The following is an 18223-nucleotide window of genomic DNA, read 5'->3' as shown; positions in this document are numbered from 1 at the left end:
AGCAGAAAAGTCACAGGAAGCGTTTTTTCGCCGGTCAGAATCCCGTGCGCGCCGCCTCGTCTGCCAGAAGGGCGCGCTTGACCGGTAGCCCCCAGTGATAGCCCCCCAACTCGCCCGACTGGCGCAGCGCGCGGTGGCAAGGGATCAGCCATGAGATCGGGTTGCGCCCCACGGCGGTGCCCACGGCGCGGTGGGCCTTGGGGTGACCTATGGCGCGCGCGATCTCGGAATAGGTGGTGACGTGGCCGTCGGGGATTCGCAGCAGCGCCTCCCATACCTTGATCTGGAAGGGCCCGCCCATGAGGTGCAGGCGCGGCTCGCCCCCCTGATCCAGCGCCGCGAAATGGGGCGCCAGCGCGGACGCGTCGTGGACATATTCGGCCATGGGCCACCGCGTGCGAAGGTCCTCGAAGGCGGTGGAATCGCCGATTTCCCCGCAAAAGCCCAGCCCGGCCAGACCGCGATCCGTCGCCATCGCCAGCATCCGCCCGAACGGCCCGTCCGCATAGGCGTAGCGGATCGTCAGTCCCGCGCCCTTCTTCGCGTAGTCGCCTGGGCTCATCGCTTCCCATCTCAGGAACAGGTCATGCAGGCGCGAGGTGCCGGACAACCCGACCTCGTCCGCCGTGTCCAGAAGCGTGGCGCGTGCCGCCAGCATCCGCTTGGCGTGGCCGAGAGTCAGGTATTGCTGGAACCGCTTGGGCGAGACGCCTGCCCAGCGTGAGAAGATGCGCTGGAAATGCGCGGGGCTAAGGCCGATCTCCTCGGCGATCTGGTCCAGCGTCAGGTCCCGCCCCGCGTCCAGCCGCTCGATGGCCCGGCGCATGAGCTGCCAGTGATAGCGGGTTTCGATGTCATCCAGCGTGTCCATGCCGCGATACTAGGCAAGGGCAGGGGACTGCGCGACCCGGTTCTTGCGGGATCGCCTTGTCACCGGCCCCGGTTTGCGGGCAGAAGACATGCGATGCCGAAGCCCCTACCATACAGCACCCAGCGTGAAATCTTCACGCGGTTCCGCGAGGCCGAGTCTGAGCCGAAGGGCGAGTTGGAGCATGTGAATGCCTATACCCTGGTCGTGGCGGTCGCCCTTTCGGCGCAGGCCACGGATGCGGGCGTGAACAAGGCCACGCGTGCGCTCTTCGCCACCGTCGACACGCCGCAGAAGATGCTGGATCTGGGCGAAGAGGGGCTGGTCGAGCACATCAAGTCCATCGGCCTATATCGCAACAAGGCGAAGAACGTCATGAAGCTCAGCCGGATTCTGGTCGATGAGTATGACGGCGAAGTGCCGTCGTCCCGTTCCGCGCTGGAAGGACTGCCCGGCGTGGGCCGCAAGACGGCGAACGTGGTGCTGAACATGTGGTTCGGCTATCCCGCGCAGGCTGTCGACACACATATCTTCCGCGTCGGAAATCGCACCCAGATCGCGCCCGGCAAGGACGTGGTCGCGGTCGAGCGCGCGATCGAGGACAACGTTCCCGCCGAATTCGCGCTGCACGCCCACCACTGGCTGATCCTGCACGGCCGCTACACCTGCATCGCGCGCAAGCCGAAATGCCCGGCCTGCCTTATCAGAGACCTCTGCCCCTATCCGGAGAAGACCGAATGAGCACCCCCCACGTGATCGGCATCGGCAACGCCATTGTCGACGTCATCGCCCGCGCCGACGACCACTTCCTCGAGCATATGGGCATCGAGAAAAGCATCATGCAACTGGTCGAGCGCGAGCGGGCCGAGCTGCTGTACGCCGCGATGAGCGAACGCACCGAAACGCCGGGCGGATCGGTGGCCAACACCATCGCCGGGATCGGCAAGCTTGGGCTGCAGGCGTCGTTCGTCGGCAAGGTGAAGGGCGACGGCCTGGGCCGAGGCTATGCCGAGGGGATGGAGGCCGATGGCATCGCCTTCCCGAACCCGCCGGTGGCCGATGCGGCCCTTCCCACCTCGCGCTGCATGATCTTCGTCAGCCCGGATGGAGAGCGGTCGATGAACACCTATCTGGGCGCGGGCGCGGATCTGGGCGCCGCCGACGTGCCTGAACAGCCCTTCGCCGAGGGCGGGTTCGTGTTCCTCGAAGGGTATCTGTTCGACAAGGACGAGGGGAAGACCGCCTTCCGCCGCGCCGCCGAACTGATGCACGACGCCGGCGGCAAGGCCGGCATCACCCTGTCCGACCCGTTCTGCACCGAACGCCACCGCGGCGACTTCAAGGCGCTGATCGCAAACGAGATGGACGTGACCATCGGCAACGAGGCCGAGTGGACGACGCTGTACGAGACCGATCTCGACACCGCCCTGACCGAGGCCGCGAAGGTGTGCCGCACGGTGGTCTGCACCCGGTCGGGCAATCCGGTCGTGATCATCACCGACGGCACCCGGATCGAGGTCCCGGTCGAGCGTGTCGTGCCCGTCGACGCCACCGGTGCCGGCGACCAGTTCGCGGCCGGGTTCCTGTATGGCTATGTCACCGGCAAGGACCCCGAGACTTGCGGCAAGATGGGCGTGGCGGCCGCAGCCGAAGTGATCGGCCATATCGGACCCCGCCCCGAGATCGACATGATGGATCGTTTCCGCGAGCTGGGCCTGATCTAAGGCGCCCCGCGCGTTCGCCACGCGCGGATCAGTGCAGGGACGATGCACAGGCCCGACAACAGGGCGAGGGGCGCAAAGCCCCCCGCCTCGAACACCGGGCGGTAGACCAGCGTCACCACGAAGACCGCCCCGTAGGTCGTAGCGGAATACAGCCCCAGGATCGCCCCGCGTCGGTCCGGGGCCAGCCGCGTCAGTCCGCCCACGATCAACGTCAGCCCCAGGTGATTGGCCACGCCCCACAAGAAGCACACGGGCAGCAGAAGCCACAGCGTACCCGCCACCCCGGCAAGCCCCGCATAGATGCAGACCAGCGCCCCGAAGAGGATCGGCGCGATCCGCCCCGTCCCGATCCGGTCGACCACGCGGTCAAGCGGCATGGCAGCCGCAAACCCCACCCCATAGACCAGCGCTCCGGTGCCCGCGACGGTCGTGGACTGGCCCAGGCGTTCGGTCATATGCGCCCCCAGAAAGGCGTAAAGCCCGTAGAACGCTGCCATGAAGCTGGCCACGTTGGCCAGCGCGGGAAGCACGCCGGGACGCTTCAGCAACTGCGCACCGGCGCGCCCCGGCCGCGGACGGTTCGCCAGCCCGCGCGCGGCAACGCACAGCACCGCCGCCAGCCCAGCCATGATCCCATAGACCAGACGCCAGTTCACCGCGTCGGCCAGAACGGCCGAGGCCGCGACCCCGAAGACCAGCGACAGGACCCATCCGGTCAGAACCCGCCCCATGGTCTGCGCTTCCTGCCCCGCGGGCGACAGTTCTGCCGCCAGCCCATAGGTGGCCGGCAAGCAGATCCCCGCCGCCAGTCCGGCCACCGCTTGCGCCAGGCTCAGCCCGGCCACCCCGGGTGCCGCGGCCGACGCGGCCAGCGACAGGGCCAGAAGCCCCAGCGCCAGGTGCAGCGCCCGCGCCAGACCCAGCCGATCGGCCAACGGTGCCAGGAATAACGCCGAGATCGCGGTGCCCGCGCCATAAGTCGCGATCGCGGTTAGAACGTCCGCCGCCGTGGTCGCCGCGCCGAACCCGGCGGCGACCGTTCCGGCCAACGGGCTCAGGACCAGGGAATTGGCGCCGACGATGCCGACGGCAGCGGCAAGAAGCAAAACAGGTGGCATGCCCGCCCTGATACCCGCACGGTGTTCACGTACAAGCTCGCCCATGGCGCGCCGCCCCCCTCAATTCACCCTTGGAAAAATACCCGTATCCCGCCGACCTGAAACCGCGCGAAGGCCTAAAGCGGCGCGATTACCACCCCATCCGCCTCCAGCCGGGCACGCAACACGCGCGCGGCTGCGACGGCCGAAGGCTCGTCCCCGTGCAGGCAGACCGTGTCGATCCGGGTCTCGATCCGGCGCCCTCCGGCGGTGAGGATGGCGCCATCGCGGACCATATCGCTGATGCGCGCGGCGGCGACCTCGGAGTCGGTGATCATCGCGCCGGGCTGGCCACGGGGGATCAGGGTCCCGTCCTCGGCATAACCGCGATCGGCGAAGATCTCGGCGGCATAGCTGGCCCCCAGCGCCTTCGCGGCATCCTCCATCGGGGTTGCGGCCAGCACCATCAGCACGAGGTCGGGGTCGACCTCCAGCGCGGCGGCATAGGCGGCGCGGGCTAGTTCCCCGTCGGCCGAGGCCATGTTCGACAGCGCCCCGTGCAGCTTGAGGTGCCGCACATGGCCGCCCGCCGCGCGCGCCATCGCCTGCGCCGCCCCCAGCTGATACTGCACCAGCCGCCCGACGCTTGCAGGGTCCATCTTCATCTGCCGTCGCCCGAAGCCCTGCAGGTCGGGAAAGCCCGGATGCGCGCCGATCCCTACGCCGCGGTCGACCGCGCGGGCCATGGTGGCGGCCATGGTGTCCCAGTCGCCCGCGTGGAAGCCGCAGGCGATATTGGCCGAGGTCACGACCTCCAGCAGAGCCGCGTCGTCGCCCATGGTCCAAGGCCCGAAGCTTTCGCCCATGTCTGCGTTCAGGTCGATGCGGGTCATGGGGCCTCTCCGGTCGTGACGCCGCTGATCAGCTGATAGGCGGCAAGGTTTCGAATGTCGCGCGGATCGCGGGTCAGGGGCCGGACGTGGCGTTTCAGGTCGGTCAGCCGGGCGTCGTCGGACAGCCAGTCGCGCAGCGCCTCGTCCCTGTCGACAAACCGAAAGCGAAAGGTGGCCCCCGGTGGGGCTTGCATGGCGCGGGGCAGGTCCTGCGGCACGATCGCCCCGATCCGGGGATAGCCGCCGGTCGTCTGGCATTCGGGGCCAAGGATATAGGGCTGCCCCTCACCCGTCATCTGGATGTCGCCCGGCCGTGCGATTTCCGAAATCAGCGACAACTGCCCCTCGGTTGCAAAGGGAGCGCCGTCATGGGTCAGGCGGATCCCCTGCCGGTTGGCGCGGGCGTCGCGGGTGAACGTGGTCCCGTCGAACCGGTCGCGGTCGGCTTGGGAAAACAGGGCGGTATGCGCACTGGGCAGCAGGCGAAGGGGACGGTCGGTGCCGCGGTCGACCGGGTCGATCACGAGGTCGGTCTGCGTGCCCTGATCCTCGCCCAAAGGCAGCGTGTCGCCCTCCTGAAGCGCGCGCCCCAGACCGGCCGCCAAGTGTGCGGATCGCGCCCCCATGGCAAGGGGCGTGTCGATCCCGCCGCCGAAGGTGACATAGCCGTAACCGCCGCCGAGGGGCGACAGGTTCAGCTTCTGGCCGGCGGCGATCCGATGGCTGGCGTTCCAGGCGATGGGCTGGTCGTCGATGGCGGCGCGCATCGCCGATCCGGTCAGCGCGATCCGGGTCGGTCCGTCCACCGACAGCGACAGGGCCACGGGCGGCAGCTCCAGCCCGGCAGCGGGCGGCTGGCCCAGCAGCGCCGCGGCTTCCAGCACCGCCAATCGGTCCGCGGCCCCGCCGCGCGACAGGCCCTGCGCGATGAACCCGGGGCGGCCCATGTCCTGCACGGTGACGCCTGGCCCGGCGCGGAGGATCGTGACTTCGGTCATGCGATCACCTCGACGGTCGCGCCGCCCTCGGGCGGGGTCAGGCCCGCGAACGTGTCCGCATCGACAGCGCGCAGCTGCACCTCGTCCCCGGGGGCCAGCGCGATCGCATCGTCCCCCGCATCGGGGCGGAAGCCTTGGAAGCGGGTCATGGCAACCTGTCGCCAGCCGGTCGGGCTGGAGGTGGCGAAGACGATCATCTGGCGCACGGCGACGACGACGGCGCCCATCTCGACCTTCGGGGTCAGGCCGGTCTGGCGATCGATGTTCCAGTGCTCGGGCAGCTCGCCAAGATAGGCCTGCCCCGGCGCGAATCCCAGCGCCATCGCGCGCAGGGGGTGGGCGCAGAGTTCGGCGATGGCCTCCTCGCGCGAAAGCCCGGCCTGTTCTGCCGCATCGTCCAGCTGGGGGGCGTGGTCGCCCCCGAAACAGGCGGGGATGGTGAAGCGACGGCGTCCCCCCGGCAGGTCGGCGGCGTACCAGTCGTGGGCGTCGATCATCTCGTGCAGCTTCCGGTCCAGCGCGTCCCGGTCGGTGCGGCCCGGATCGAAGGCAACGAACGCCGAGACGAGGGAGCTTGCGGTCTCGGTCACGCCGTCGATCCCTTCGGCCTCGACCGCGGCGCGGAAGGCCAGCGCGGCGCGGTTGGCACGGTCCTGCAGCCGGTCCGCGAAGCTCACAAGCAGACCGTCGAGGCCAAGCGGCACGAGGCGCGGGAAGGGGTCGGGTGCGGTCACGGGCGATCTCGGGCTTGGGGTCTGCCCCGGCACGATAGCGTTCGGCGCGGCGGGTTCGACCGGAAAATTCACCTGCCGGGTATTCGATGCCGAGACGCTTGCAAGGACCTGCGAAACCGGGCACGCAAAGCGGCATGAAACAGCCCCTGATCTTCGATGGTCATAACGACCTGCTGACCCGCCTTCTGTCCCGCGGTGGCGCGGACGGCTTCGCCTCGCCCGGACACGGCGCAATCGATCCCGAGGCCGCAGCGGAAGGCGGCTTCGGCGGCGGCTTCTTCGCGATCTGGGTGCCGTCGAACGTCGATTCCTCGGCCAAGATGGCGGCGATGCAGGGCGAAAGCTATGACATGCCGCTGCCCGAGATGATCGCGCGGGGCGATGCCTCGGACGCGGTCGAGGCCGAGCTCGCGATCCTCGAAGGGCTGGAGCGGCTGGGCCACCTGACCGTGGTGCGCGACATCGACAGCCTGCGCGCCGCCTTCGGATCGGACCGTCTCGCCGCGATCTGCCACATCGAGGGCGCCGAGGCCATCGGCCCCGATCTGGCCGAGCTCGACGACCTTTACGCCCGCGGTCTGCGGTCTCTCGGCCCGGTCTGGAGCCGGGAGACCATCTTCGGCCACGGAGTTCCGTTCCGCTATCCCTCGACCGGCGATATCGGCCCGGGTTTGACCGACGCAGGCAAGCGGCTGGTCGCACGTTGCGACGAGATGGGGATCATGCTGGACCTCAGCCACCTGAACGAGGCCGGGTTCTGGGACGTCGCGCGGCTGTCGTCGCGGCCCCTGGTGGCGACCCATTCCAACGCTTATGCGGTCTCGCCCCATGCGCGCAACCTGACGGACAAGCAGCTGGATGCCATTGCTGAATCGGACGGAATGGTGGGGCTGAACTTCGCCAGCGCCTTCCTGCGACCCGACGGCAAGATGCGCGATGACGTGGGGATGGACGTTCTGATGCGCCATCTGGATCACCTGATCGGACGGCTGGGCGAGGATCGCGTCGGGCTGGGGTCCGATTACGACGGCGCGTTGGTGCCGCAGGGTCTGAAGACCGTGGGCGACCTGCCGAACTTGCGTCGTGCGATGCGCGACCACGGGTTCGGCGATGCGCTGATCGCCAAGCTGTGCCACGAGAACTGGTTCCGCGTGCTTGGGAAAAGCTGGGCCTAGAACACCTTCACAGGCAGGCCCGGCCTTGAAGGTCAGGCCCGGGCCTAAAAGGCCTTGAAGGTCAGGATCGTGTGGCTGCGCTCGATCCCCTCGATGTCGATCAGCTGTTCGTTGATGAAATGGCCGATATCCTGATCGTCGGGGATGTAGAGCTTGACCAGCAGGTCCCAGTCGCCGGAGGTCGAGTAGAGTTCGGAGTGGATTTCGCGCAAGGCCACCCGTTCGGCGACCTTGTAGGCGGTCCCGGGGCGGCAGCGGATCTGGACGAAAACGGGGGTCATTGGGGGGTCCTCAAGCGGTCGTTCAGCCGTTCCAGCATGGTGATGCACTGCGCCATCTGGTCCAGCGATACGTATTCGTCGGCCTTGTGCGCCTGCTCGATCGAGCCCGGGCCGCACACGACCGCCGCGCAGCCAAGCGACTGGAAAAGCCCGGCCTCGGTCCCGAAGGACACAGTGGCCGCGCCGTTCTCGCCGGTCAGGTGGGCGACGATCTCTCGCGCCTCGTTGTCGGTCACAGGTTCCAGCCCCGCGACGTCGCCCACGGTCAAAGTTTCAATTTCCGCGCTTTTGTGGACGGTTCGCATCGCGGGGAGTAGCACATCGTTGCAGTAATCGCGCATCGTGCGGGTGGCGTGGTCCTTGTCGGCGGCGTTGATCGGGCGCAGTTCCCAGTCGACATGGGCAAGGCCCGCGATGACGTTGCGCGCGACGCCGCCTTCGAACCGGCCGACCTGGACGGTGGAATGGGGCGGATCGAAGGGGCTGGAAGCGGGCGCGCGGTCCTTGAGCTCGGCGCGCAGGTCCAGAAGGCGGGTCATGAAGCGCACGGCGTATTCGGTGGCCGACACGCCCTTGTCCGGGTCCGATCCGTGGCCTTCCAGCCCGTGGAAGGTGGTGGTGTATTCGCAGCACCCCTTGTGGCCATCGATGATCTTCATCGAGGTCGGCTCCCCGATGATGGCGACTGCCGGGCGCAGGCCCTCGGTGCGCAGCACCTCGACCAGGGATTGCGCGCCGAGGCAGCCGACCTCCTCGTCATGGGTCAGCGCGAAATGCAGCGGGCGGGAAAGGGCGCCTTGCGCGTACAGGGGGGCGACGGCCAGCGCGCAGGCCAGGAACCCCTTCATGTCGCACGTCCCGCGGGCATAGAGAAGCTCGTCCGCCTCGCGCAGCGTGAAGGGATCCGACGACCAGCCCGCCTCTTCGGCGGGGACGACATCGGTATGGCCCGACAGCATGATCCCGCCATCCCCCTCGGGGCCGAAGGTCGCGAAAAGGTTGGCCTTCGTACCACCGTCCCCCTCGATCACCCGGATCCGCGCGCCAAGTTCGGACAGCCGGTCGGCATACCAGTCGATCAGATCGCGGTTGGGCCGGTCCGAGACGGTGGGAAACGCCACGAGGTTCGACAAGTGCTGTTTTGCGACGTCAATCGTCATGGTTTGACCACCAGTTTGCGCGGATAGTCACAAAGGCATTCGGCGGGGCCGTCCTCGGTGATCAGGATCGTTTCGGTTATTTCCAGTCCCCAGTCCTCCATCCAGAGGGCGGGCATGAAGTGAAAGGTCATGCCGGGGCGCAGGAACGTATGGTCCGTCTCCCGGATGGAGACGGTGTGTTCCCCCCAATCGGGCGGGTAGGACAGGCCCACGGAATAGCCCACCCGACCTTGCCGGTCGATCCCGTGCTTGGCCAGCGTCGATTTCAGCGCGATGGCGATATCCATGGCCCGGTTCCCCGCCCGCGCGGCGTCGAGACCAGCCTCGATCGCCTCGACCAGCGCGGCCTCGGTCCGGCGGACAAGGTCCGACGGCTCCCCCAGGAAGACGGTCCGGCAGAAGGGCGCATGATAGCGGCGGTGACAGCCGGCCAGTTCAAAAAAGGTTGCCTCGCCTTTCTGGAAGGGCCGGCCGTCCCAGGTCAGGTGCGCGGCACTGGCATCGGGCCCTGAGGGCAGCAGGGGCACGATGGCGGGATAGTCCCCCCAGGCGTCGTCGGTGCCAAGGATCGCGTCGCGATAGATTTCGGCGACCAGTTCGTTCTTGGCCATGCCGGGTTCGACCCGTTCCATGATGCCGTGCACCATCTTCGACGAGATCGCGGCCGCCTTGCGCATCACGCCCAGTTCCTCGGGCGACTTGACGATGCGCTGCCAGTTCACCGTGTTGGTCGCATCCACGAACACGGCCTCGGGCATTTCCTCGACCAGCACCTCGTGGGCGCGGGCGGTGTAGTAGTAGTTTTCCTTCTCGACCCCGATCCGGGCGCGCTCCAACCCCTTTTCGCGCAGGATGGGGGCCAGGGTCTGCATCGGGTGGCGTTCGTCGGACTGGATATAGTCGTCCGTATAGTCCCAGATATGCGTGGGCTGCATCCAGACGGTGCGCCGCGCGCCGTAGCCGTCCATGCGCCGGCCCCACCAGATCGGGGCGTCGTCGGGGGTGATCAGGACACCCTGATGGACGTAGAAGGACCAGCCGTCATAGCCTGTCAGCCAGTTCATGTTGGACGGGTTCGTCACGAACAGTGCGTCCAGCCCTTCTGCCTCCATCGCGGTGCGGGTCAGGGTCAGACGGCGGTTGAATTCATGCTGGCTGAAACGGTCTGCCATCGGGCCCTCCTTGGTCGCACCGGTGAGGGGAAGGGCAATTTCCCCGGTGCGTCAAGGGGCGGGGGTTCCTTCACCCCGGGTCGCGGCGTAAGGCAGGCGAAAGGCAGACGACGAAAGGACACCGCGATGGACGAGCAACTCGTGAACGATCAGCTGAGCCAGTGGGACCGCGATCACTTCATGCACCCCTCGACCCACCTTGCGCAGCACGCGCGGGGCGAGGCGCAGGGCCGCGTGATCCGCACCGGCAAGGGCGCCCATATCGAGGATCGCGACGGCCAGCGTTGGCTGGATGGGTTCGCCGGCCTCTATTGCGTGAACGTGGGCTATGGCCGGACCGAGATCGCGGACGCCATCGCCAAGCAGGCGCATGAGCTGGCCTATTACCATGCCTATGTGGGCCACGGGACCGAGGCGTCGATCACGTTGGCCCAGATGGTGATGCAGCGTGCGCCCGATCACATGAGCAAGGTCTATTTCGGCCTGTCGGGGTCGGACGCGAACGAGACGAACCTGAAGCTGATCTGGTACTACAACAACATCCGCGGGCTGCCGCAGAAGAAAAAGATCATTTCGCGCTGGCGCGGCTATCACGGGTCGGGGCTGATGACGGGCTCGCTGACCGGGTTGCCGCTGTTTCACAACAAATTCGACCTGCCGCTGGACCCGATCCTGCACACCACCGCGCCCTACTATTTCCGCCGCGATGACCTGGGCCAGAGCGAGGCGCAGTTCGTCGCCCAATGCGCCGCCGACCTGGAGGAGATGATCGCGCGCGAGGGCGCCGACACCATCGCCGCCTTCTGGGCCGAGCCGCTGCTGGGCACCGGCGGCATCGTCCCCCCGCCGAAAGGCTACTGGGAGGCGATCCAGCCGATCTTGCAAAAGCACGACATCCTGTTGGTCGCCGACGAAGTTGTGACCGGGTTCGGCCGCCTGGGGACCATGTTCGGATCCGCGCACTACGCGCTGAAACCTGATTTCATCACCATCGCGAAAGGCCTGACCAGCGCCTATGCGCCGCTGTCGGGGTCCATCGTCAGCGACAAGGTCTGGAAGGTGCTCGAGCAAGGCACGGACGAGAACGGCCCGATCGGACATGGCTGGACCTACTCGGCCCATCCGATCGGGGCGGCCGCGGGCGTGGCGAACCTGAAACTGATCGACGATCTGACTCTCGTCGAGAACGCCGGGACGATCGGCGCCTACCTGAACGCGCAGATGACGGACGCGCTGGGCGATCACCCGAACGTGGGCGAGGTCCGGGGCGAGGGGATGCTGTGCGCAATCGAGTTCGTCGAGGACAAGGACAGCCGCACGTTCTTCGATCCGGCGCGCAAGATGGGCGCCCAGGTGGTGGCAGAGCTGGCAACCTCGCACGTGATCGGACGGGCCATGCCCGGGGGCGACATCCTGGGCTTCGCGCCGCCCCTCAGCCTGACGAAGGACGAGGCCGACCAGATCGTCGCGGCGACCGTGAAGGCGGTGAAGGCGACGTTCTAACGTCCGAAGCCCCGGATTTTCGACCCGAAAATCTAGCGCTGCGTCATCCGTTTGCGCCCGAGGAACACAACGGCGCAGACGGCCATCAGCAACATCGACACGAAGAAGGGCGCGCCGGGCATGTAGAACGGCGTCGTCTCGGCGGTGGCGAGCCAGAAGACCTGGCTCATCACCAGGGGCGAGACGATCATGGCCAGCGCGCCCGCGCTGGTCAGAAGTCCCTGCAACCCCCCTTGCGCATTGTCGGGGATCGCGCGGCTCATCATCGCTTGAAGGGCGGGGATGACCACACCGCCCAAGGCGGCCAATGGCGTCAGGATCAGCGCCAGCATGCCCGAATCCGCCAATCCCAGCGCCAGGAACGCAAAAGCGTTGAACACGATGCCGTAAAGGACGGTCCCCCGATCGCCCAGCACCCTTAGCACCCAACGGATCAGGCCGCCCTGCACTATGGCCAGCGACACGCCGAACAGGCCGATGGACACGCCGATGGTGGACGGCCCCCAGCCGAACCGCTCCTCGGCGTAGTACGCCCAAATCGCGGGATAGACGAAGAATGCCGTCTGATAGAGGAAGAACAGGAAGGTCAGGCGGCCGACACGCTCTTGCCGGCCCAGGTCCAGAAGCGCGCCCAGCGGGTTCGCGCGCTTCCAGGCGAAGGGGCGTTTCATCTTCGCGGTGACCGTCTCGGGCAGGACGAACAGGCCCAGAAGCATGTTCGCCAGCGCCAGCCCCGCGGCGGCCCAGAACGGTGCGCGGGTGCCGAATTCGGCCAGCGTACCGCCCAGCAGCGGCCCCATGACGAATCCCACCCCGAAGGCGGCGCCGACCAGGCCGAACCGTGCGGCCTTCTGGTCAGAGGTCGAGATGTCGGCGATGAAGGCGGTCGCCACAGACCGGGTCGAGGCGGCGATCCCGCCGATCACCCGCGCGCACAAAAGCAGCCAGACACTGCCAGCAAGGGCCACCACGACATAATCCAGCGCCATGACCGACAGCGTGACCAGAAGCACGGGACGTCGTCCGAACCGGTCCGACAGAGTGCCCAGAAGCGGGCCGCATAGGAACTGCATCGCCGCATAGACGGTCGAGAATACGCCCCCCCACAGCGCCGCCTTGGCCACCGTGCCGCCCTCGATCTCCATGATCAGGCGCGGCATCACGGGGATCACCAGACCGATGCCCATGGCATCGATTACCAGCGTGATCAGGATGAATACTAGGGGAAGGCGCGTGCGCATCAGGTCTCCGGTCGTCGCGCGGGTATGGACGCGGGGTGGCGTGGCGTCAACGCGCGACCTCGCGTTCTGTACGCATACCCCCGGTCCTTATGCCGCACGGGCGATGGATGCCAGCCTTTCGGCCAAAGCCTTCGGCGCGGCGAAGAACGGCGAATGCCCTGTTGGCAGTTCAGAGACATGGCCCGGCGGCAGATCGCGGGCCATGTGGGCTTGGTAGGCCGGCGGGATAACGCGGTCCTCGGTACACAGGATCGCGTGGCGCGGCACCTTCGGGATGCCGGGCAACGCCGTATCGTTGGGGGCCAGCGGCTGCGGCGTCAGGTGCGCCCGGGCGAAATTCAGAGTGCCTTCGGGGCAGTCGTGGTAGAACAGCGGGTCGTGCGACTCGTCTCGGAAGACGAAGGCATGGGGGCCGGTCTTCTCGATGGCGCCGGCCAGGGGTTGTTCGGGCCAGTCGAAGCGCATCTGGGCAAGGCTGCGGCCGGACGCGGGGATATAGGCCGCCACATGGACCAGCGCCGCGATTTTTTCGGGCGCCTCCAAGGCCGCGGCGGTGATCGGGAAGCCGCCCATGGAATGGCCGACCAGGACGACAGGTGTGTCGATCGCGTCCAGGATCGCGCGCGCATAGCCGTCGAGCGTGACGTCGCTTGCCGGGGTCGGATCGGCGCCGTGTCCCGGCAAGTCGATGGCGCGGGCGGGCTGGTCCATGGCCTGGAGCTCGGCCAGGACGTCTCGCCAGCACCACGCGCCGTGGCAGGACCCGTGGATCAGAAGAATCTCAGGCATGGCCAGTCCTTTCCAGAAACGTCGTGATGTACGCGGCGGTGTCCCGGGCTGCATCGAGGGGGGCAAGATGCCCCGCGCGCGGGATCAGCGCAAACTCGGACCCGGGGATCAGTGCGGCCGTTTCGCACACCAAGTCGGGTGGCACCGCCTGCGCCTCCCGCCCGGCCAGCGCCAGCGCGGGCAGGCGCAGGGTCGCGGTCGCCGCCAGAAGGTCGGTTCCGGCCATGGCCGCGCAGACCCCGCGATACCCGTTGGGCGCGCAGTCCAGAAGCCGCTTCGCGATGGGGGCCGGGTCGCCACCGCGCGGCGCCCATTTGGCGGCCAGATCGTCCGCCACCGCCGCCATGCCGCCCCGGGCCACGGCTTGCGCGTGATCCTCCCATCCCACACGGGTGCCGATCTTGGCCGCGGAATTGATCAGGATGATCCCCCGCACCAGATCCAGCCGCTTCACCGCCAGCGCCTGTGCGATCATTCCGCCCAGCGACAGGCCGACGATCACGGCGCCGGTCAGGCCGCGCGCCTCCATCATGCGTTCGACGTCGCCGACCAGCGCGCCCATGGCATAGGGTGGATCGACGACGTCCGAACGGCCATGCCCCCGAAGGTCGGGGGCCGCCACCCGACCGGGCAGCGCCGCCGCGACTTCGGCCCAGATCGACGCATCGACCCCTTCGGCATGCAAAAGGACGACCGGCGCGCCCGCTCCCCGGTCCAGCGGGACGGCAAGCTGCGTCACGCCAGCGCCCGGGCCAGCACCCCAGGATCCACGTTCCCGCCCGAGACGATGACCGTGACGGCGTCGCCCTCGATCTCGGAGGCGTGGAACAGCGCGGCGGCCATTGCGACGGCGCCGCCCGGTTCGGCCACCAGTTTCAGGCGGATCGCGGCGGCGGCCATGGCGCGCAGCGCGTCGTCGTCGCTGACGGCGATCCCGGGGCCGGACAGGCGGTTCAGGATGGGGAAGGTCAGCTCGCCGGGGCTGGGCGTCACGATGGCATCGCAGATCGACCCCGATGCCCGGTCGTTCGCCATCCGCGTGCCTGCCGCCAACGAGCGTTTCACGTCGTCGAAGCCCTCGGGCTCGACCGGGCGGACCCGAAGGCCGGGCCGCCGTGCCTCCAAAGCCAGCGCGATGCCCGATGTCAGCCCGCCGCCGCCACAGCAGACCAGAACATCGCCGGTCACATCGGCAGGCAGTTGATCGGCCAATTCCAGCCCGACGGTCCCTTGGCCTGCGATTACCTGCGGTTCGTCATAGGGTCTCACCAAGGTCAGGCCACGTTCCTTGGCCAGATCCGCGCCGACCGCCTCGCGGCTGACGCCCCCCGCACGGTCGTAAAGCACGACCTCCGCCCCCAGGGCGCGGGTGTTGGCGATCTTCAGATCGGGCGCATCCTCGGGCATCACGATCACGGCCGGAAGGCCAAGCATCGAGGCGGCCAGCGCCACCCCCTGCGCGTGGTTGCCCGACGAATAGGCCAGAACCCCCGGGGTTCCTTCGGGCAGGGCCGACAGGGCGGACAACGCGCCGCGGAACTTGAAGCTGCCTGTGCGCTGCAAGGGTTCGGCCTTCACGAACACGCGGCGGCCCGCGATCTCGTCAAGGAAGGGAGAGGTCAGGATCGGCGTCACCACGGCCTGTCCCGCGATGCGGTCCGCAGCGGCCTGAATCATTTCGATGTTCAAAGGCGTTCTCTCCATCGGGCGATCGCGTCCAGCGATTCCGGTTCATCAAGGAATGGCACGTGGCCGCGGCCCGGTACCTCGGCCACGATCATGTCGGGGCGGCGGGCCTGCATTTCGGCGACCGTCTCAGCGCTCAGCAGATCCGAGTTCGCGCCCCGGATACAAGCCAGCGGCAGCCCCTCCATCGCGTCGAAAAGGGGCCACAGATCGGGCGCCGCCGCGCCCTCGGTCATGGTTTGCGCCAACGCGGGATCGTAGTTGATGCGCAGCCCGTCCGGCGTTTCCTCATAGTGTTTCTCGACCTCCGCACGCCAGCGGTCCTCGGGCACGTTCTGGAACCCCGCAAGAAGGGTGGCGCGGGCCGCAACGGCCTCGGCATGGGTCTTTTGCGGCGGATTGCGACCGATATAGGACCGGATGACGGCCAGCCCGGCCTCGGTGATCGTGGGGCCGATGTCGTTCAGGCACACGCCCGCCAGCCGGTCCTTCGCGGTCGCGGCCAGGAACATCGCGATGATCCCGCCGCGCGAGGTGCCGATCACCGGCACCCGGTCCAGGCCCAGGTGATCCAGAAGCTCGACCGCGTCGCGGGCCTCGACCGGGACGGTATAGGTCGACGGGTCGGCCCAGTCCGATTGCCCCCGGCCGCGGTAGTCCAGCGCGATCATCCGCGCATCCGACAAATGCGGCGCGAGGTAGTCGAAATCGGTGGAGTTCCGCGTCAGCCCCGACAGGCACAGGATCGGCGGGCCGTCGCCGCGATCCTCGTAATGCAGGCGCAGCCCGTCCGAGGTGGTGAAGTCAGGCATTCGCGATCTCCGGTATCTGGGTCAGGTCGTTCAGGATGCGGCGGGGCAGGGCGGGCAGGCGGTCGACGGGCCCACCCGCGCGGTTCACCCAGGCCGTGTCGAACCCGTAGGCCGCGCCCGCCGCAGCGTCCCAGCCGTTGGACGACACGAACAGCACCTCGGCCGGGGCGCATCCGAACCTTGCCCCCACCATGTCGTAGACCGCGCGGGCCGGTTTGAAGACGCCCACATCCTCGACCGACAGCACCGCGTCCAGATACCCCCCGATCCCGGCCGAGGTCACCGCCCCGGTCAGCATGTCGGGCGACCCGTTCGACAGGATCGCTACGGTCTGCCCGGACTCGGCCAACCGCGCCAGCATCGCGGGCACCTCGGCGAAGGCCTCCAGCTCGAAATACAGGGCCAGCAGCCGGTGGCGCAGCTCGCGGTCGTCGTCCAGCCCGTGCCGCTCCAGCGCCCAGTCCAGACCGTCCTGAGTCACGCCCCAGAAATCGCGATGTTCGCCCATCGCGGCGCGCAGCCAGGAATACTCCAGCTGTTTGGTCCGCCAGTCGGTGGCCAGGCGGTCCCACACCGCGGCGAGAGCCGCACGACCCGGCTCGGCCGCAAGCGTCCGGGCAGCGGCAGAGACGTCGAACAGCGTCCCGTAGGCATCGAAGACGCAGGTCGTGATCGGCATGGCTGTCCCCTTTCGCGCGGACCGTCGCATGGCGCGACTTTGCGTACAAGCAGCGTAGAATTGCGGTTTTCGCCCGAAAATCCCGGAAATTACCGTCCCTCGGGTTTAAATGCACGCCGTCGGCCCCACCTTTAGCCCGTATCACCGAGTACCCGCCGAGACTGGCGGCCTCGAAAACACGCCCCATACATGAAAGGATCTCTCATGAGCCAGGCAAAGCCAGGCGATACCGTTCGCATGCATTACACCGGCAGCCTTGCCGACGGCAGCCAGTTCGACAGCTCGCAGGGTCGCGACCCGCTTGAGTTTCAACTGGGCACGGGTCAGATCATCCCCGGCCTCGACAACGCGCTTCAGGGCATGACCGAGGGCGACACGAAGCAAGTCGTGATCGAGCCGGCCGAAGCCTATGGCGACCGCGATCCGGCCCGCATTCAGGCCGTCCCGCGCGAGCAGATCCCCGAGCACATCCCGACCGACCCCGGCACGCAGCTGCAGATGCAGACGCCCGATGGCCAGACGCTGCCCGTTACCGTGACCGAGGCAAATGACTCGGAAGTCACGCTGGATGCCAACCACCCGCTGGCCGGTCAGCAGTTGACGTTCGACGTCCAACTGGTCGAGATCAAGGAAGCCGGCTAAGCCTTCCCTACAGCATCGCATGATGGGGCGCCGTCCACCTGGATCGGCGCCCCTTTCGTTTCGGGCCGCGGAGCATCATGCTTCCCGCGGCCCGATCCTGACCCTTCAAGGAAACATCCCTATGTCCGACGACAGATCCTGGATTGCCACGGTTTGGGACAAAATGAACCCCTCGGAACCCAGCCCGTTCTTCCTGATGAAACTGATGGCCTTCATGATCGGGTGTTTCGTGTTCGCCCTCGTGGTCGGAAACTATACCTGACCCGGGGCGGGGCGACCCGACCCCGCCTATCTATCGATCCGGCCCATCAGGATTCTGACGGCGTAATAGGGCAGGGCCACCGCCTCGCGCGACCATGCCCGTGCGGTGATCCGCCATTTTCGCCGGGGCGCCGCATCGGCATCGAAAAGCGCGACGCGATGCCCATGTGCCCGGAAGGCCAGCCAGCAACGCGGTAGGTGATAGGCGTCCGAGACGACCGTGATCCGCGCCGGGCCCACGAGGGCCGTCACCAGAAGCGCGGTTTCCATCGTGGTTCGGGCTTGGTCTTCCGGCAAGATGTCCGCTTCGGGCACGCCATCCGCGATCAAAAGACGGGTCATGACATCGGCTTCGGATGGGGGATGCACGCCCATGCCACCGGACGGGACCACGCTGTCGATACCGCCCCGCAGGTAAAGCCGTGCCGCCGCCGCGCAGCGCCGCCGCAAGGCAGGCGAGGGCACGCCGCCCGTCCAGACGGCCGCGCCCATCACCACGAGGACATGT

21 protein-coding genes are annotated in these 18223 nt (G+C 67.7%); 6 read left to right on the top strand and 15 right to left on the bottom strand.

Annotation, left to right across the window (positions count from 1 at the left end):
• Nucleotides 1-34 precede the first annotated feature (34 nt).
• Complete coding sequence (locus PAA8504_RS11220) at nt 35-871, bottom strand: methylated-DNA--[protein]-cysteine S-methyltransferase (RefSeq protein WP_108894276.1); 837 nt, start codon at nt 869-871, stop codon at nt 35-37.
• Nucleotides 872-964: 93 nt separating this feature from the next.
• Here PAA8504_RS11220 and nth point away from each other — a divergent pair, with 93 nt between their 5' ends.
• Nucleotides 965-1609, top strand: coding sequence for an endonuclease III (gene nth, locus PAA8504_RS11215; protein WP_108894275.1), 645 nt, complete (start codon nt 965-967; stop codon nt 1607-1609).
• A complete protein-coding gene (locus PAA8504_RS11210; protein WP_108894274.1) occupies nt 1606-2592 on the top strand; it encodes an adenosine kinase in 987 nt (328 codons plus the stop codon). Before nth ends, PAA8504_RS11210 begins: the two co-directional genes overlap by 4 nt.
• On the opposite strand, the gene PAA8504_RS11205 is transcribed toward PAA8504_RS11210, so the two are convergent.
• The 4 genes from PAA8504_RS11205 to PAA8504_RS11190 form a co-directional block, all read right to left on the bottom strand.
• A complete protein-coding gene (locus PAA8504_RS11205) occupies nt 2589-3710 on the bottom strand; it encodes an MFS transporter (protein ID WP_181375770.1) in 1122 nt (373 codons plus the stop codon). The genes PAA8504_RS11210 and PAA8504_RS11205 overlap by 4 nt on opposite strands.
• A 116-nt stretch (nt 3711-3826) precedes the next feature.
• Nucleotides 3827-4582: a LamB/YcsF family protein gene (locus PAA8504_RS11200; RefSeq protein ID WP_108894272.1), complete on the bottom strand. Its 756-nt coding sequence runs from the start codon at nt 4580-4582 to the stop codon at nt 3827-3829.
• On the bottom strand, nt 4579-5580 hold the full coding sequence (locus PAA8504_RS11195) for a 5-oxoprolinase subunit C family protein (RefSeq protein WP_108894271.1): 1002 nt from the start codon (nt 5578-5580) through the stop codon (nt 4579-4581). The genes PAA8504_RS11200 and PAA8504_RS11195 overlap by 4 nt, the downstream gene beginning before the upstream one ends.
• Complete coding sequence (locus tag PAA8504_RS11190; RefSeq protein WP_108894270.1) at nt 5577-6314, bottom strand: 5-oxoprolinase subunit B family protein; 738 nt, start codon at nt 6312-6314, stop codon at nt 5577-5579. The genes PAA8504_RS11195 and PAA8504_RS11190 overlap by 4 nt, the downstream gene beginning before the upstream one ends.
• Before the next feature lie 134 nt (nt 6315-6448).
• Between PAA8504_RS11190 and PAA8504_RS11185 the strand changes: the two genes are divergently transcribed.
• Complete coding sequence (locus PAA8504_RS11185; RefSeq protein WP_108894269.1) at nt 6449-7489, top strand: dipeptidase; 1041 nt, start codon at nt 6449-6451, stop codon at nt 7487-7489.
• A 44-nt stretch (nt 7490-7533) separates the two neighbouring features.
• Here PAA8504_RS11185 and PAA8504_RS11180 read toward each other — a convergent pair whose 3' ends face one another.
• The 3 genes from PAA8504_RS11180 to PAA8504_RS11170 are packed head-to-tail and all read right to left on the bottom strand — an operon-like array spanning nt 7534 to nt 10102.
• A complete protein-coding gene (locus PAA8504_RS11180) occupies nt 7534-7770 on the bottom strand; it encodes an Lrp/AsnC ligand binding domain-containing protein (protein WP_108894268.1) in 237 nt (78 codons plus the stop codon).
• Entirely contained in the window at nt 7767-8930 is a 1164-nt protein-coding gene (gene argE / locus PAA8504_RS11175; protein WP_108894267.1) for an acetylornithine deacetylase, read from the bottom strand. Before argE ends, PAA8504_RS11180 begins: the two co-directional genes overlap by 4 nt.
• Entirely contained in the window at nt 8927-10102 is a 1176-nt protein-coding gene (locus PAA8504_RS11170; RefSeq protein WP_108894266.1) for a M24 family metallopeptidase, read from the bottom strand. Before PAA8504_RS11170 ends, argE begins: the two co-directional genes overlap by 4 nt.
• A 126-nt stretch (nt 10103-10228) precedes the next feature.
• On the opposite strand from PAA8504_RS11170, the gene PAA8504_RS11165 reads away from it, so the two are divergent.
• Nucleotides 10229-11605 (top strand): aspartate aminotransferase family protein, encoded by a 1377-nt coding sequence (locus PAA8504_RS11165; RefSeq protein WP_108894265.1) that lies wholly within the window; start codon nt 10229-10231, stop codon nt 11603-11605.
• A gap of 32 nt (nt 11606-11637) precedes the next feature.
• On the opposite strand, the gene PAA8504_RS11160 is transcribed toward PAA8504_RS11165, so the two are convergent.
• The 6 genes from PAA8504_RS11160 to PAA8504_RS11135 form a co-directional block, all read right to left on the bottom strand.
• Complete coding sequence (locus PAA8504_RS11160; protein WP_108894264.1) at nt 11638-12846, bottom strand: TCR/Tet family MFS transporter; 1209 nt, start codon at nt 12844-12846, stop codon at nt 11638-11640.
• Nucleotides 12847-12933: 87 nt separating this feature from the next.
• Nucleotides 12934-13635, bottom strand: a complete 702-nt coding sequence (locus tag PAA8504_RS11155) for an alpha/beta fold hydrolase (protein WP_108894263.1) — start codon at nt 13633-13635, stop codon at nt 12934-12936.
• Nucleotides 13628-14374 carry an alpha/beta fold hydrolase gene (locus PAA8504_RS11150; RefSeq protein ID WP_108894262.1) on the bottom strand — a complete coding sequence of 249 codons (747 nt, stop codon included), beginning with the start codon at nt 14372-14374 and terminating at the stop codon, nt 13628-13630. Before PAA8504_RS11150 ends, PAA8504_RS11155 begins: the two co-directional genes overlap by 8 nt.
• Nucleotides 14371-15339: a threonine ammonia-lyase gene (locus PAA8504_RS11145; RefSeq protein WP_108894261.1), complete on the bottom strand. Its 969-nt coding sequence runs from the start codon at nt 15337-15339 to the stop codon at nt 14371-14373. Before PAA8504_RS11145 ends, PAA8504_RS11150 begins: the two co-directional genes overlap by 4 nt.
• The gene (locus PAA8504_RS11140; protein ID WP_108894260.1) at nt 15321-16133 is read right to left on the bottom strand and encodes an alpha/beta fold hydrolase; all 813 of its coding nucleotides are present in this window, start codon (nt 16131-16133) and stop codon (nt 15321-15323) included. Before PAA8504_RS11140 ends, PAA8504_RS11145 begins: the two co-directional genes overlap by 19 nt.
• Nucleotides 16126-16812, bottom strand: a complete 687-nt coding sequence (locus PAA8504_RS11135) for a haloacid dehalogenase type II (RefSeq protein ID WP_108894259.1) — start codon at nt 16810-16812, stop codon at nt 16126-16128. Before PAA8504_RS11135 ends, PAA8504_RS11140 begins: the two co-directional genes overlap by 8 nt.
• Nucleotides 16813-17016: 204 nt before the next feature.
• Here PAA8504_RS11135 and PAA8504_RS11130 point away from each other — a divergent pair, with 204 nt between their 5' ends.
• Together PAA8504_RS11130 and PAA8504_RS22070 are read left to right on the top strand one after the other, a co-directional pair.
• Nucleotides 17017-17454 carry an FKBP-type peptidyl-prolyl cis-trans isomerase gene (locus PAA8504_RS11130; protein ID WP_108894258.1) on the top strand — a complete coding sequence of 146 codons (438 nt, stop codon included), beginning with the start codon at nt 17017-17019 and terminating at the stop codon, nt 17452-17454.
• A 121-nt stretch (nt 17455-17575) separates the two neighbouring features.
• Nucleotides 17576-17716: a hypothetical protein gene (locus PAA8504_RS22070; RefSeq protein WP_181375769.1), complete on the top strand. Its 141-nt coding sequence runs from the start codon at nt 17576-17578 to the stop codon at nt 17714-17716.
• A 26-nt stretch (nt 17717-17742) separates the two neighbouring features.
• Here the strand turns inward: PAA8504_RS22070 and PAA8504_RS11125 are convergent, their stop codons facing one another.
• Complete coding sequence (locus tag PAA8504_RS11125) at nt 17743-18207, bottom strand: YdcF family protein (RefSeq protein ID WP_281259946.1); 465 nt, start codon at nt 18205-18207, stop codon at nt 17743-17745.
• Between the last annotated feature and the right edge of the window lie 16 nt (nt 18208-18223).

The sequence above is a fragment of the Palleronia abyssalis genome, from assembly GCF_900302445.1.
GTDB classification, from domain to species: Bacteria; Pseudomonadota; Alphaproteobacteria; order Rhodobacterales; family Rhodobacteraceae; genus Palleronia; species Palleronia abyssalis.
This window is presented reverse-complemented; position numbering and strand designations above follow the sequence as displayed.

Excerpts from the sequence above, each read along its gene's own strand:
- PAA8504_RS11155 (WP_108894263.1), bottom strand. The coding sequence starts at position 13,635 with ATGCCTGAGATTCTTCTGATCCACGGGTCCTGCCACGGCGCGTGGTGC.
- PAA8504_RS11205 (WP_181375770.1), bottom strand. The coding sequence starts at position 3,710 with ATGCCACCTGTTTTGCTTCTTGCCGCTGCCGTCGGCATCGTCGGCGCC.
- PAA8504_RS11160 (WP_108894264.1), bottom strand. The coding sequence starts at position 12,846 with ATGCGCACGCGCCTTCCCCTAGTATTCATCCTGATCACGCTGGTAATC.
- PAA8504_RS11185 (WP_108894269.1), top strand. The coding sequence starts at position 6,449 with ATGAAACAGCCCCTGATCTTCGATGGTCATAACGACCTGCTGACCCGC.
- PAA8504_RS11130 (WP_108894258.1), top strand. The coding sequence starts at position 17,017 with ATGAGCCAGGCAAAGCCAGGCGATACCGTTCGCATGCATTACACCGGC.
- PAA8504_RS11170 (WP_108894266.1), bottom strand. The coding sequence starts at position 10,102 with ATGGCAGACCGTTTCAGCCAGCATGAATTCAACCGCCGTCTGACCCTG.
- PAA8504_RS11220 (WP_108894276.1), bottom strand. The coding sequence starts at position 871 with ATGGACACGCTGGATGACATCGAAACCCGCTATCACTGGCAGCTCATG.
- PAA8504_RS22070 (WP_181375769.1), top strand. The coding sequence starts at position 17,576 with ATGTCCGACGACAGATCCTGGATTGCCACGGTTTGGGACAAAATGAAC.
- PAA8504_RS11125 (WP_281259946.1), bottom strand. The coding sequence starts at position 18,207 with ATGGGCGCGGCCGTCTGGACGGGCGGCGTGCCCTCGCCTGCCTTGCGG.
- argE (WP_108894267.1), bottom strand. The coding sequence starts at position 8,930 with ATGACGATTGACGTCGCAAAACAGCACTTGTCGAACCTCGTGGCGTTT.
- PAA8504_RS11145 (WP_108894261.1), bottom strand. The coding sequence starts at position 15,339 with ATGGAGAGAACGCCTTTGAACATCGAAATGATTCAGGCCGCTGCGGAC.
- PAA8504_RS11140 (WP_108894260.1), bottom strand. The coding sequence starts at position 16,133 with ATGCCTGACTTCACCACCTCGGACGGGCTGCGCCTGCATTACGAGGAT.
- PAA8504_RS11200 (WP_108894272.1), bottom strand. The coding sequence starts at position 4,582 with ATGACCCGCATCGACCTGAACGCAGACATGGGCGAAAGCTTCGGGCCT.
- PAA8504_RS11210 (WP_108894274.1), top strand. The coding sequence starts at position 1,606 with ATGAGCACCCCCCACGTGATCGGCATCGGCAACGCCATTGTCGACGTC.
- nth (WP_108894275.1), top strand. The coding sequence starts at position 965 with ATGCCGAAGCCCCTACCATACAGCACCCAGCGTGAAATCTTCACGCGG.
- PAA8504_RS11135 (WP_108894259.1), bottom strand. The coding sequence starts at position 16,812 with ATGCCGATCACGACCTGCGTCTTCGATGCCTACGGGACGCTGTTCGAC.
- PAA8504_RS11195 (WP_108894271.1), bottom strand. The coding sequence starts at position 5,580 with ATGACCGAAGTCACGATCCTCCGCGCCGGGCCAGGCGTCACCGTGCAG.
- PAA8504_RS11180 (WP_108894268.1), bottom strand. The coding sequence starts at position 7,770 with ATGACCCCCGTTTTCGTCCAGATCCGCTGCCGCCCCGGGACCGCCTAC.
- PAA8504_RS11165 (WP_108894265.1), top strand. The coding sequence starts at position 10,229 with ATGGACGAGCAACTCGTGAACGATCAGCTGAGCCAGTGGGACCGCGAT.